The 13,103-nt window shown below is 55.2% G+C and carries 13 protein-coding genes; 6 read left to right on the top strand and 7 right to left on the bottom strand.

Annotated features, from left to right (window positions below; all coding sequences use genetic code 11):
* Positions 1 to 598, bottom strand: a 598-nt coding sequence (locus E1297_RS46670; protein WP_244328139.1) for an SOS response-associated peptidase, incomplete at its 3' end; no start/stop codon positions are given.
* 672 nt (positions 599 to 1,270) lie between these two features.
* Between E1297_RS46670 and E1297_RS46665 the strand changes: the two genes are divergently transcribed.
* From E1297_RS46665 to E1297_RS46645, 5 genes are read left to right on the top strand one after another with little or no spacing between them, the layout of a single operon-like run.
* Positions 1,271 to 1,660, top strand: a complete 390-nt coding sequence (locus tag E1297_RS46665; RefSeq protein ID WP_209016411.1) for a nuclear transport factor 2 family protein — start codon at positions 1,271 to 1,273, stop codon at positions 1,658 to 1,660.
* Positions 1,661 to 1,709: 49 nt separating this feature from the next.
* Positions 1,710 to 4,502 carry a glutamine-synthetase adenylyltransferase gene (locus E1297_RS46660; RefSeq protein WP_155150897.1) on the top strand — a complete coding sequence of 931 codons (2,793 nt, stop codon included), beginning with the start codon at positions 1,710 to 1,712 and terminating at the stop codon, positions 4,500 to 4,502.
* A complete protein-coding gene (locus E1297_RS46655; RefSeq protein WP_155150893.1) occupies positions 4,489 to 4,761 on the top strand; it encodes a hypothetical protein in 273 nt (90 codons plus the stop codon). The genes E1297_RS46660 and E1297_RS46655 overlap by 14 nt, the downstream gene beginning before the upstream one ends.
* A gap of 40 nt (positions 4,762 to 4,801) precedes the next feature.
* Positions 4,802 to 6,010, top strand: a complete 1,209-nt coding sequence (locus E1297_RS46650; RefSeq protein ID WP_155150890.1) for an RSP_2647 family RNA methyltransferase — start codon at positions 4,802 to 4,804, stop codon at positions 6,008 to 6,010.
* Positions 6,007 to 6,549, top strand: coding sequence for an RSP_2648 family PIN domain-containing protein (locus tag E1297_RS46645; RefSeq protein WP_209016410.1), 543 nt, complete (start codon positions 6,007 to 6,009; stop codon positions 6,547 to 6,549). Before E1297_RS46650 ends, E1297_RS46645 begins: the two co-directional genes overlap by 4 nt.
* A 9-nt stretch (positions 6,550 to 6,558) precedes the next feature.
* Here the strand turns inward: E1297_RS46645 and E1297_RS46640 are convergent, their stop codons facing one another.
* Positions 6,559 to 7,248 carry a M48 family metallopeptidase gene (locus tag E1297_RS46640; RefSeq protein WP_155150888.1) on the bottom strand — a complete coding sequence of 230 codons (690 nt, stop codon included), beginning with the start codon at positions 7,246 to 7,248 and terminating at the stop codon, positions 6,559 to 6,561.
* Positions 7,249 to 7,515: 267 nt separating this feature from the next.
* On the opposite strand from E1297_RS46640, the gene E1297_RS46635 reads away from it, so the two are divergent.
* On the top strand, positions 7,516 to 8,451 hold the full coding sequence (locus tag E1297_RS46635; RefSeq protein ID WP_155150885.1) for a hypothetical protein: 936 nt from the start codon (positions 7,516 to 7,518) through the stop codon (positions 8,449 to 8,451).
* A gap of 109 nt (positions 8,452 to 8,560) precedes the next feature.
* Here E1297_RS46635 and E1297_RS46630 read toward each other — a convergent pair whose 3' ends face one another.
* The 5 genes from E1297_RS46630 to E1297_RS46615 all read right to left on the bottom strand — a co-directional run bounded on the left by E1297_RS46630 (position 8,561) and on the right by E1297_RS46615 (position 12,712).
* Positions 8,561 to 9,745 (bottom strand): VWA domain-containing protein, encoded by a 1,185-nt coding sequence (locus tag E1297_RS46630; protein ID WP_155150882.1) that lies wholly within the window; start codon positions 9,743 to 9,745, stop codon positions 8,561 to 8,563.
* A gap of 4 nt (positions 9,746 to 9,749) precedes the next feature.
* Positions 9,750 to 9,920 (bottom strand): hypothetical protein, encoded by a 171-nt coding sequence (locus E1297_RS49370; protein WP_170330838.1) that lies wholly within the window; start codon positions 9,918 to 9,920, stop codon positions 9,750 to 9,752.
* Positions 9,921 to 9,927: 7 nt separating this feature from the next.
* The gene (locus E1297_RS46625; RefSeq protein ID WP_209016409.1) at positions 9,928 to 11,130 is read right to left on the bottom strand and encodes a DUF2927 domain-containing protein; all 1,203 of its coding nucleotides are present in this window, start codon (positions 11,128 to 11,130) and stop codon (positions 9,928 to 9,930) included.
* Positions 11,131 to 11,291: 161 nt separating this feature from the next.
* A complete protein-coding gene (locus tag E1297_RS46620; protein WP_244328137.1) occupies positions 11,292 to 11,741 on the bottom strand; it encodes a GNAT family N-acetyltransferase in 450 nt (149 codons plus the stop codon).
* A gap of 125 nt (positions 11,742 to 11,866) precedes the next feature.
* Entirely contained in the window at positions 11,867 to 12,712 is an 846-nt protein-coding gene (locus tag E1297_RS46615; RefSeq protein ID WP_155150871.1) for a MoxR family ATPase, read from the bottom strand.
* Positions 12,713 to 13,103: the final 391 nt, after the last annotated feature.

The following is a 13,103-nucleotide window of genomic DNA, read 5'->3' as shown; positions in this document are numbered from 1 at the left end:
GGGTTACAAGTTCTTCACCGTTTGCGCCGGGCTTGATTGGCTTTACGGTATGATGCTCAAATCGACCTTCGTATTTCGTACCAAGTGTCACTTGTGCGTCCTGCGGAGTGATGACGCCTGTTAGCCAGTCTTCAATTTCTTCAGGCGTCAGAATGACCGGCATTCGGCTATGGATATGTGCGATCTGAGAGCTGGGATTGCGGGTCATTATGCTGCAACTGTGGCGTCCATCTTCTGTCCGGTAGAAACCCGCAAAGAACATCGTGGGTGAGTTGCTCTTAACAGAGATAAACACGGGACAATCGTGACCCTGGCCCTTTGGCCATTCATAGTAGCCAAGGGCTGGTACGAGACAGCGCCCGTTGTCCCAATAGTCCTTCCAGAAACTGACGTTTTCGATTTTTGAATTGATCAGAGGCTTCCGACCGCGGGGATCTTTGATTTGCCAACGCGCCGATGTAATTTCCGCACAATCACCATCCCAGCGGATCATGCTGACCTGATCGGTTGGCGATATGTTGAAACCTCCTGATGGCAATTGCTCAGGAAGGTGAGGGGAGACTTTTCCATAAAGAAGGGCCTCCATAATCGCCAGCATTTGTCGCTGTGTCAGGTGGCCGGCTGCAAATTTTCCACACATGGGAGAAGGTTAGGCGGATTGGGTAATTGGAACAAGTAAACGGCAAAATAAAGTACTTAGATTGTCGGGGCGACGTTGTTGTACATCATTGTCGTCTGGATCGGCTCCCGATCCGTCGCATCAAGGTCCCCATCCCCTAAAATGCTTGTCCGACCTGACAGTCTTGTTTGCAATTCTGGGGAATGAGGCGGTTTAAGTGTTTTAGCTGGTTAAGCAGAGGTCGATTCAAATGAAGTTTTGAACGGTATGTCGGGCAAATATACCCACCGGTGAAAAAACCGTTTTGAAGTTATCGGGTGTCATGGCGAGTTCTTGAGTAACTCGATAGCCTTCAAAGTATCCTATGATCGTGCCGCCGCACGTCTTATGTTCGAGCCATAGCGCAAGGATGGCCTTTATTGTATGGCGCGTTTGCGATGCTGGTTCATTTGCAGGTTTGCGTGTCAATGAAATCAAGATTTGCAGGTGAAATCTTATTTTAACCCTGTTTGAAAAGATTTAGGGTTACATGAACTCATTCTGCGGAAGCTTTTTATGAACACCTTTCTTAACCGCTCATCCGCATTTATCCAGTTCGGTCCGGGCTCTTCCGGGTATCCGTAACCACAAATGTCAAACTACATGCCGACTATGGAAAATATTGAACACAAGACCGCCCCTACGCTTGATGAGATCCTGACACTCGAGAAGAAGGTGTGGGCAGCATTGGTTGAAGGGAATGCAGAGGCAGACCGTGCATTGCTAAGCCCGGACTTTCTGGGGGTTTACCCGACAGGGTTTGCAAACCGAGACGATCATGTGGGTCAGTTCGCTGACGCGCCGACTATGGCCAGATTTGAACTCAGCGAGACAAAGCTAAGGGTGCTGTCACCTGATATCGTGTTGCTTTCCTACCGCGCAGATTATCAAAGGCCGGATGCGGCCGAGTGGGAGGCGATGCTAATCTCTTCACTTTGGGAGCGTCGCCTCGACGTTTGGATCAACAGTTTCAGTCAGGATACTCCGACAGAGGCCAAGTGATAGGTTTGTCCCATTGACGCCGTGCGATGGGGCTGCGCAATTTGCCTCTATGAAAGATGTTCTTGCCATCAACCGTGTTCCGCGCCCCTTCGATCCGTCACTTGGTGAGGAGGCGCGTTCGCTTGTTCCGGATTTGACACCCGAGCAATCCGAGCTGATCGCGGGAACAGCCGGGTCCAGCCCATACCTAAAGGGGCTGATCGAGCGTGAGAGGGAGTGGCTGCCGCAAGCCATACAACACCCGGATCAGGCATTGGCCGAAGTGATGTCGGCTGCGCGTGATCTTCCCCCCGACCAACTTAAGCCGGGCCTGCGTCAGGCCAAGCGTCGTATGGCGCTGTTGACGGCTCTCGCGGATCTGGCAGGTGCATGGCCATTGGAAAAGGTAACCGCGGCGCTGACTGATTTTGGTGCACTTGCTGCAGATGTGGCGGCAAAGGCCGAGATCGCAAACCTGATCCGTCGCGGCAAGCTGCCGGGTATGACGGATGATGACCTCGAAACCGCTGCTGGGATGGTGATCCTTGCGATGGGAAAGATGGGTGCACATGAGCTGAATTACAGCTCTGACATCGATCTGATCGTGCTCTTCGACGAGACCCGATTTGATCCTGATGACTTTTATGAGGCGCGTCAGAGCATGGTGCGTGCGACACGGAATTTCTGTGCAACACTCAGTGACAAAACAGCAGATGGCTATGTCTTTCGCACCGATCTGAGGCTGAGGCCCGATCCAGCGGTCACGCCCGTCTGTCTGGCGATGGAAGCGGCAGAGCGCTATTACGAAAGCCTTGGCCGGACTTGGGAGCGCGCAGCTTACATCAAGGCACGACCGTGTGCCGGTGATCTGTCGGCGGGAACAAAGTTTCTGGAAGCACTGCGCCCGTTTGTCTGGCGGCGACATCTGGATTTTGCCGCGATACAGGACGCCCATGATATGCGCCTGCGGATTCGGGAAAACAAAGGTACTGGTGGTGCTCTGTCCATTCCGGGGCACGACATGAAACTGGGACAGGGTGGAATTCGCGAAATCGAGTTTTTCACGCAAACCCGACAGTTGATTGCAGGCGGGCGCGATCCGGATTTGCGGGTTCGTGGAACTGTCGAAGGTTTGGCAGCCCTGTCGTCCAAGGGATGGGTGCCGCAGGATGTGGCTGACAAGCTGACGGATCATTATCGAGCCCATCGCGAAGTCGAGCATCGCATCCAGATGGTGCACGATGCCCAGACACACAAAATGCCACAATCCAATGATGGCATAGAACGGGTGGCATGTCTGATGGGGCTCAGTAGCGAAGAACTGACATCGGACCTGACCCGCCGCCTGACCGAAGTACATGAACTGACTGAAGGTTTTTTTGCTCCGGGGCCCGGTGCCGCGCCTGTGGCTGCACAGCCTGTCGAGTTCGACAAAGGTGTATTAGCACGATGGCCCACATATCCGGCCCTGCGTTCGCAACGGGGTGCACGGATATTCGAACGGCTGAAGCCCGAGCTGATGTCGCGTTTGGCAAAGACCGCCCAGCCAGAGGAAGCACTGGTCGCACTGGACGGGTTTCTTTCCGGGTTGCCTGCAGGTGTTCAGCTGTTTTCCCTGTTCGAGGCCAATCCGCATCTGATTGATCTGTTGATTGACATTGTGGGCACCTCTCACGCGCTGGCCACCCATCTGTCACGCAATGCATCGGTGTTCGATGCTGTAATCGGGGGTAGCTTCTTTACCGATTGGCCCGGACAAGCTGATTTGCAGGCAGAACTGTCACAGCTGCTTTCTGCCGAAGCCGACTATGAATCTCAGCTCGATCTCGCCCGCCGTTGGTGCAAGGAATGGCATTTCCGGGTTGGCGTTCATCATTTGCGGGGATTGATCGATGGCGCACAGGCAGGGCAGCAATATGCCGAGCTGGCGCAAGCGGTGATTGCCGCCATACTTCCCTTTGTTATCGAGAATTTTGCGCGAAAACACGGCCCGGCACCCGGGCGCGGTGCTGCTGTTCTGGGGATGGGGTCTTTGGGGGCAGGGCGGATCAACTCGCAATCCGATCTGGATATAATAGTGATTTATGATCCGCAGGATCAGGATATGTCAGACGGTCCCCGACCGCTTGCGACGCGCACTTATTATGCTCGCTTCACCCAAGCGTTGATTACGGCCCTTGCTGCTCCGATGGCGCAGGGTCGGCTGTATGAAGTCGACATGCGGTTGCGCCCCTCTGGTAATCAGGGGCCGGTGGCAACCAGTTGGCATAGTTTCACCAATTACCAGCAGAACGAAGCCTGGGTTTGGGAGCATCTTGCACTGACGCGGGCGCATGTGGTGTCCGGCGATTATGGGTTGGCAGAAGACATCGAAGCGTTCCGTTCGGAGTTTCTGTCACGACCACGGGACCACGGCAAAGTTCTGTGTGAAGTTTCTGAGATGCGTGGACGTCTTGCGGCGGCCAAGTCTCCGGCCGGGATCTGGGATGCGAAAAACGGCGCAGGCCGCTTGATGGATATCGAATTGATTGCCGAAACCGGAGCTTTGCTGTCGGGGACAACCAACCGTGATGTACATTCGGGATTGGATGGCGCAGTCGCTGCCGAATTACTGGATGTCGCGCAGGCGCAAACGCTTAAAGACTGTTACGATTTATGCTGGTCCGTACAATGCGCGGCACGGCTGTTGTCTGGCAAGGTGATCGAAGCTGACAAGATTGGCGAGGGCGGCACGGCCTTTCTGTGCCGGGCCACCGGCTTTGAACAGGTCGAACAGTTGCAGGCCGCGCTGCAGGAAAGTTATGCCACCGCTGCCGCATTGATCGGAGCCGTGGTTGAGGGGGACGAAAATGGCACGCAGTGATGATCCGAATGATCCAAAGGGCCTTATCCGAGAGGCTTATCGCATCGAAGGCATCGCTTTGCCTGAGTGTCGAAGCATCTTTCTGGACTGGGCGCTTAGCCTGCCTGATGACCGTGACCAGCAGCAGGCTTTGTCCGACCTGCACACAGTGTATTCTGGTCAGGATGCCGAACACCCGATGACTCAGGTGCTGAGCGAGGGGTTGCAGGCCGCACAAACGCCTAAACGGCGCGGCGGCTGGCGCTCGCGCCCGCGCTAAAGGGCTTTTACACGCGCATGTTCGGGACTATGAGGGCGTCATGACCCAGACTTCCTCTTCCGACCGCCCACGAATCCGTCTGAAACCCAAAGCCAACGCTCGTGGTGTGCGTCACGGATTTCCTTGGGTGTACGCCAATGACATTGTCACCGACCGGCGCACCCGCAAGATCGAAGCTGGAGCGCTGGCGGTTCTTGAAGATGACAAGCGTCAATCGATGGCTTTGGTTGCGGTCAATCCCGCATCAAAGATCATGTGCCGCATTCTGGATCGCGATCCCGCTGCTGAGCTCAATGCCAATTGGTTCGAGGCCCGACTGCAACGCGCGCTGGAGATGCGAGAACGCCTGTTCGACAAACCTTACTACCGTCTGGTCCATGCCGAGGCGGATGGCTTTCCGGGAGTGATCATTGACCGGTTTGGTGACGCATGTGTTGTTCAGCCGAACGCGGCCTGGGCTGAGCTGCATCTTGAACTGCTGACAGAAGCTCTGATCAAGGTGACCGGCGTCAGCACCGTACTCAAGAACGCATCAGGTCGGACCCGTGGATTGGAAGGTCTGGACGATGTCAATCTGACCTTGCGGGGCGACGCACCTGACGCTCCTTTGCCGGTGCCGATGAACGGCGCGACCTATTTGGCAGACCTTACCGGCGGGCAGAAAACAGGGCTGTTCTACGATCAGCGTCCAAACCATGCCTTTGCAGCCAGATTGGTCCAGCCGGGCGCACGCGTGCTGGATGTGTTCAGCCATGTCGGTGGGTTCGGGCTGGCAATGCTGGCAGGCGGTGCGGCAGAGGCTTTGTCGGTCGATGGCTCTGCCGCTGCGTTGGAACTTGCCACAAAAGGTGCCGATGCCTCGGGTTTCGTCGACCGGTTTGAAACGCGTCAGGGTGATGCCTTTGATGTCTTGACGAAACTTGGCGAAGAAGGCGCTGAATTCGACGTTGTCATCTGTGATCCACCTGCATTCGCACCGTCCAAACAAGCGCTCGATGCCGGGCTGCGTGCCTATGAACGTATTGCACGGCTCGCTGCGCCCTTGGTCAAGCCGGGTGGCTATCTGGGTCTTTGCTCGTGCTCTCACGCAGCGGATTTAGGGCGGTTCCGTGATGCATCCGCGCGTGGCATTGGTCGGGCAGGCCGGCAGGCACAAATGATCCACACTGGATTTGCCGGGCCTGATCATCCGCAACTGCCGCAACTGGCTGAGAGCGGTTATCTCAAAGCCGTGTTCTACCGGTTGTGAAGGCAGTTCTGGATACTTGCGTCATCTACCCCACAGTGATGCGGGAGATGTTACTGGGTGCTGCGGCCATAGGGCATTTCACGCCAATCTGGTCAGCGCGCATCCTTGAGGAGTGGGCTCGAGCTGCCCGCAAGCTCGGACCTCAGGGCGAAGCGCAGGCACGCGCCGAGATCGCATTGGCGCAATCCAAATGGTCCGATGCCGAACGCCCAGCCGCTCCGGGTATCCAGCAGCGGCTCTGGCTGCCGGACAGTGCAGATGTTCACGTCTTGGCGACGGCTGTCAGTGCCTCGGCGGATGTAATCGTTACCGTGAACGCCAAGGATTTTCCCAGAAATATACTGGCGGAAGAGGGGCTTGAGCGGATTGATCCGGATGCACTGCTGCATCAGTTTTGGATCAGGGACCCTCAGGGTATCGAAGCTGTTTCCGCGGATGTCCTGGCCGAAGCCAACCGTCTGTCAGGCGACCAGTGGACCTTACGCGCGCTGATGAAGAAAGCCCGGCTGCCGCGCTTGGGCAAAGCACTGACAACTTAGGGCAAGACTTTAGCCATTCGAGCCCCAGCGGTGTTCCAGTGCCTCAAGCGCCGCAATGCGCTCGTCCGTCTTGGGGTGGCTCATCAGCCAGGCCGGTACCACACCAGCCCGCTGCTGAGTCAGATCCTCAAGCTTGTGGAACAGAGATTTCTGTGGTCCGATCCCGATACCCGCTTTAGTCAACAACGCAGCCGCATATTCGTCTGCCTCGTATTCATCCGCACGCGACAGGCGTGAGGCGAGCAGGGCGGTCAGGGCATTGGCAATCCATGCGCCGATAAACGGGATGAACCTGTTCAGGATCATCATCAGCGCAGCCCGCATCGCATTCTGACCCGAAAAGTCGATCATCCGACGACGCGCATGCCCAAGAGCTACGTGGCCGAGTTCATGCGCGATCACGCTTGCCATCTCTTCTGCGGACACTTCGCCATTGCGGAACTTTCGATAGAACCCACGTGTGATGAATATGCGCCCATCCGGGGCCGCTAGGCCGTTCACAGGGTCGATCTCATAAATGTAAACTGGCACCCGCGCGACATCCAATGCCGCCGCAAGTCTGTCCGTCATACGTTTAAGTGCCGGATCAGCCAGTTCAGTAGACTTTGCATCCAACTCCCGATGCGTGCGCCAGACGGAAATCCGGTACATGACAAAGGCATAAGCGATGGCCAGCAAAATGGGAGTAAGGCGGAGCATGTTCTAGATATGGGACCGCGTTATCGGTGGGGCAAATACTATTTTGACTTTGCCTTGTAAAAGATTGTGCGTTTCGCCTGAGGCAACACAAGATGCCTTGGTTCGCAGGTCGTTGATCTATAAAGCACACCTTGGAACTAGATATCTGATGCCCTATTTCCGCCATTTTGGATCAGCAAAAAGATGACAAGGTTCAAGAAGCGAGCATGCGCGGCAAGGTCGGTTTCTGATAGATATAACAACTGAAAATTTGAGGGAGCATTCGTCATGGGCCATGAGTTTGACTACTTGATTAAAAAAATCCGCAGTGCGGAGTTTGAGAGCAACCCGTTCAAGCATCTTCATATCGAGAGTTTTTTGTCCGACGAACATTTTGCGGCGGTTGTAGGCGCACGTGAGATCGATACGACCGCTGCAAACACGCCAGAGCAACTTCTAGACCAGCTGGAAAGCGTTGGTTACAAAGCCATCTCTTTCCCTGGTTGTGTCACTTCGAAGGCCGAGTACCTGAAGTGGCTCGAGGGTGAGTCTCAGAAGAGCGTTCATAAGGCGACCGAGGGATTTGGAATGGTCCTGCGCCTCACGCCCCCAAATGGCAGCATCTTGGAAGCGCTTGATGCTTTTCTGAAATCTGACGAGATGAAAGAGGCGCTGGCCAACAAATTCGAGCTTGAGGGAGAGCTTGTGGTGGATGCCGGAATACAGAAATACCTGCATGGCTACGAAATCAGCCCTCATCCCGACACCCGACGCAAGGCGCTAACGTGGATGTTTAATGCCAATCCCGGCTCGGATAGCGAAAATGCCGATATCCACACGCACTATATGACATTCAAGCCAGAGTGGGCGTTTATTTCAAGCTTCTGGCAAGGCAATCAGGATGTCGATCGGTGTTGGGTGCCGTGGGATTGGTGCGAAACTCGGAAGCAGCAACGCAACAACAACAGCATCGTGTTTTTTGCGCCCTCAGAGGACACTATGCACGCGGTGAAGGCGAATTATGATCATCTGAAGACGCAGCGGACCCAGTTTTACGGAAATCTCTGGTACAAAGTCGATCCTATGTTGCCGAAGGTCGAGTTTGAAGATCTGGACATTCGGGCGCATATGGCGGCCTCTTCTTCAACGCTCAATTCCATGAAACGCACAGCGGCTGGACGAGCAGCGATTAGCCTTGCCAAAAAATTCAAAGAGCGGGTGTAACGCTTTCAACAAAGCGACTTTCGCCTGTCAGGTGCTAAGCAGCCCGGTCACAGTGCATCGTGCAACTGGGCTGCAACACGTTTGGACCTGAAGGGTATACAGAAGTTAATTAGCGCGTAAGTTCCCGCATTCCCTGTTCAAGTCCGGCCAAGGTCATGGGGACCATGCGATCTTCAAAGATCTCGCGGATCATGCCAATCGAATGCGTGTACTCCCAGTATTTTTCAGGCACCGGGTTGATCCAAAGATTCGAAGTCCACTGCTCGCGCGCACGTTGTAGCCAGACCTGCCCGGATTCCGGGTTCCAGTGTTCGTTTGCACCACCGGGATAGGCGATCTCGTAAGGGCTCATCGATGCGTCGCCGACAAAGATGCACTTGTAGTCTCCGCCATAGGTGCGAAGAACTTCGTGTGTTGGGGTCTGCTGGTCCCAGCGACGACGGTTGTCACGCCAGACACCTTCGTACAGGCAGTTGTGGAAGTAGTAGTATTCCAGATGCTTGAACTCGGTCCGGGCGGCCGAGAACAGCTCTTCGACCACCTTGATATGCGGGTCCATCGAGCCGCCTACATCGAGGAACAGCAAAACCTTCACCGCATTGTGGCGTTCTGGTCGGGTTTTGACGTCTAGGTAACCGTGTTCAGCAGTCGCTCGGATCGTGCCATCCAAATCCAGCTCTTCGGCGGCGCCTTCACGCGCCCAACGGCGCAGGCGTTTCAGTGCGACCTTGATGTTGCGGGTGCCAAGCTCAACCGTGTCGTCGAGATTCTTGAACTCACGCTTGTCCCAGACTTTCACCGCACGTTGATGGCGGCTTTCTTTCTGCCCGATACGAACACCTTCGGGGTTGTAGCCATATGCGCCAAACGGAGAGGTGCCTGCGGTGCCGATCCATTTGTTGCCGCCCTGATGGCGACCCTGCTGCTCGTTCAGGCGTTCACGCAGCGTTTCCATAAGCTTATCGAAGCCTCCCAAGGCTTCGATCTCGGCTTTCTCCTCGTCCGACAGATGCTTTTCCGCCATCTTGGCCAGCCAGTCGGCCGGGATGTCGACAGCTTCGAGCACCTGTTCAAACGAAATCTCATCCAGTCCTTCAAAGCTGGCGGCAAAGGCGCGGTCGAACTTGTCGATATTGCGTTCATCCTTCACCATCGACACGCGGGCGAGGTAGTAGAATGCCTCGACGTCGTAGGTCGCCAATCCCTTTTTCATACCTTCAAGAAAAGTCAGATATTCCCGCAGCGAAACGGGAATGCCGGCTTTTCTGAGATTTTCGAAAAAGGGTAGAAACATGGATCTACGCTACCAGACGGACAAGGATCAGCGACAGGATTAGTCCAACCAATGCAAAGGCGATGCCGTAACCGGCCGCGTATTGCGCCATGTCAGCGCCACTGCCGTTACGTTTCCGAGCCGTCAGGGCACCCAGAATCGCACCCAACAAAGCCATTCCCAGAACCACTACCATGCGCGTATCATCCGTCTTCGATGTTCTGCGGGTTGCGCAATGCGATGTCCTGCATCAGCGAGCGAACCACAACTTCCGAGCCAAAGCCGTATCGCGCCCACCCCAGACTGTCCAGCCTGACGGCGCGTGCCTGTTCGTATCTTCCGGACTGTTTCAGAGCTTCGGATTTCAGCAACATAAGCGTGGCCAGCATGGATGCGTTTTCGGCGCGTGTCATGACTGCGATTGCATTGTCGATTTCAGGCAGGACGCTTGGTCCCTTTCGACGTGCCAGTGCATAAGCCGCGGTTTGCGTGGTGATATACGCACGATGTAACTCGGTGCCGGGTGTGTTCGCCAGATATTGCTGTGCGATTGCATATTGGCGCTGCGCTTCCTCTGGGTTGTCGAATTGCCCCATCCGCCCCATCAGATAATGTGGAAATGCCCTGCGGTGATCAGTCCACCCTTGTTGTTGCCCGATTTGTGCTGCCCTTTGAGCGGATCGGAGCCGATTGGCAGAGGATGAACGGGACCCAACGGATTTGTGGATCGCCTTGATCCATTCCCGTGGTGTTTCCGAGATGTGTTGTGCGGGCAGGTTGTTGCCGCGCGGGTTCAGTCGACTAAGAACACCAGGGATGACCGCAGCAGCCTGTTCGCGCGTCATGCCGCTTTGCAGTTCAGGCGAATAGGCCGCACGCAGCATCAACATGTCGAAACCAGTCAGCACGGTGTGGAAATTATCATCGTTAAAGACTGAATCCGGCAAACGATACAGGTCGTTCAACGGACCCAGAGCCTGCGCCAGCTCCTCATGCAGACAATCCCGGATTTCCTGCGGACTAACGTCATAGGGAATAAAGATGCCAAGCCGCTCGCGACTGCGCAGTTTTGACCAGTTGCTTTTCGGTTTGCGACGGTCGCTGCGATACTCTTCGAAACTGGATGCGTTTGGAACGACGAAACAGGCTGCTTGCGGTAGTATACGCTGGATCTGCTTCTGGCTGACGGCTTCGATGGTAATGTTGGCCTGACCATCTGTGATCTCTTGGATGTCGATCCCGGCCTCTCTGCGAAGACGAGACAACAGGCGAGTGAGATCAGTTCGCATGGTGGCCGGTGGCGACCCCGTCAGCCGCACGGTGACTGGCATCTCGAAACGAGTAAAAACAGGAAGCTCAGCGCCGCTTTCGAGCTCGAAGTGAAGATCCAGAAAATCTTCGGCCATGTTTTTGTTCGACCGCACAGGCGGCAGAGGCTGGGACCTGCTAAACGACTTTGCCGGTGGCAGTACGATTTCTACGGTTTTGACCTCACTCGGAAGTTCAATCGATTCAACCGTAGTGCATCCAGCCATGATGGCGCCAACTAGAACAAAGCTCCAAAGCTTCACGGGCGCTGGTACCTGATGAATGGGGTAAGCTTGCCTATTCGGTCATAGAGCTTACGCGCAGTATGGTTGAAATCCTGCGTCAGCCAATACACGCTGGGTGCGCCTTTGTTGTCGGCCTCAGCATACACTGCTTCGATCAACGCACGGCCAATACCGGTTCCGCGCGCTTCAGGGCTTGCAAACAGATCTTGCAGATAGCAGACGCTTTCAACCTTCCAGGCATGGCGGTGAAACAAAAAATGGGTCAGGCCAACAAGTCGTCCATCAACCTCAGCGACGAAGCATGAGAAATCATGCGGATCATCTCCTAGTAACCGTTCAAAAGTCGTCTCATAGATTTCATCGGATACCTCGGTTTCGTAAAACGCCAAGTAGTCGCGCCACAAAACCGACCATTCCGGACGGTCGGCTGCTTTCAGGGGTCTGATGATCGGAGTTTGGGTCAAATGGCTATCCTGTCTTTGGCATGAAAGCGCGACCCGATGAGGGGCCGCGTACATGTTTGGCCGATGCTGGCAGCCAACCTGCCATATGGCAAGCCGTGATCACCGGATGTTCATGTCCCGGCTGATCAGCGCTTGCTGCGCGCCATGAAGGCAAGCCGTTCAAACAGGTGCACATCCTGTTCATTCTTCAGCAACGCACCGTGAAGTTTGGGCAGCGCGTCCGCTCCTCCGCGCTTGAGGTCTTCGGCAGTCAGATCCTCGGCAAGAAGAAGCTTTAGCCAATCCAGCACTTCGGAGGTCGATGGTTTTTTCTTCAGCCCCTGCGTCTCGCGAATTTCGTAGAACTGGGTGAGGGCGGTGGTTAGCAGAGAGTCTTTGATGCCGGGATGATGTACCTCAACGATCCGGCGCATCGTGGCCTCATCCGGGAAACGGATATAGTGGAAGAAACAGCGGCGCAGAAACGCGTCTGGCAGTTCTTTTTCGTTGTTCGACGTAATGATCACGATCGGGCGGTTCTTGGCGCGGATCGTTTCGCCTGTCTCGTAGACATGGAACTCCATCTTGTCGAGTTCCTGCAGCAGGTCGTTGGGAAATTCGATATCGGCCTTATCGATCTCGTCGATCAGCAGAACAACCTTTTCGTCCGCGTCGAATGCCTGCCACAGCTTACCCTTGCGAATATAGTTCGACACGTCATGAACGCGCTCTTCGCCTAATTGACTGTCGCGCAGGCGGCTTACGGCGTCATATTCATACAGGCCCTGCTGCGCACGGGTGGTGGATTTCACGTTCCACTCGATCATCTTCAGACCCAGCGCACCGGCGACCTGTTTCGCCAACTCGGTCTTGCCGGTTCCCGGCTCGCCTTTGACCAGCAGAGGACGCTCGAGTGTGACGGCAGCGTTTACTGCTATCGTCAGGTCGTCGGTGGCGACATACTCGGCTGTGCCTTGGAAACGTGCGGTCATTGGGCCCTCATGATCAGTTTGCGCGCGGTGCGGGCATAGATTGTGTTGCCCGGGTTACAGAGAGGAGGATATTTTTACAAGCATGGCCGCTACGTCGCGTCACGATGAATTTCTCTGCGACTTCAATCCGTTTTGCTTGATTCGCACGCGTTCGGGTAAGCCGGTGGTTGAAAAATGCCTTGGAATAGCCTGGCAATTTTCACAGAAAAACAAGGTTTTGTTGTTTGAAGTCTCATATTTAGACTGGTGAGCGTGACGGTAAACTGTGCAGAAGTTTGTGTAGTGACATTCTGTGCCCTGTCGGATAAACGCTCCGCAGAAGGGGGTGCCAAATGTCAGGTGAAACTACCGCGACCGACGTTTCTGGCCATACCGAGGGAGCCAATATGAA

It is taken from the genome of Roseibium sp. RKSG952, from assembly GCF_009711355.1.
This window is presented reverse-complemented; position numbering and strand designations above follow the sequence as displayed.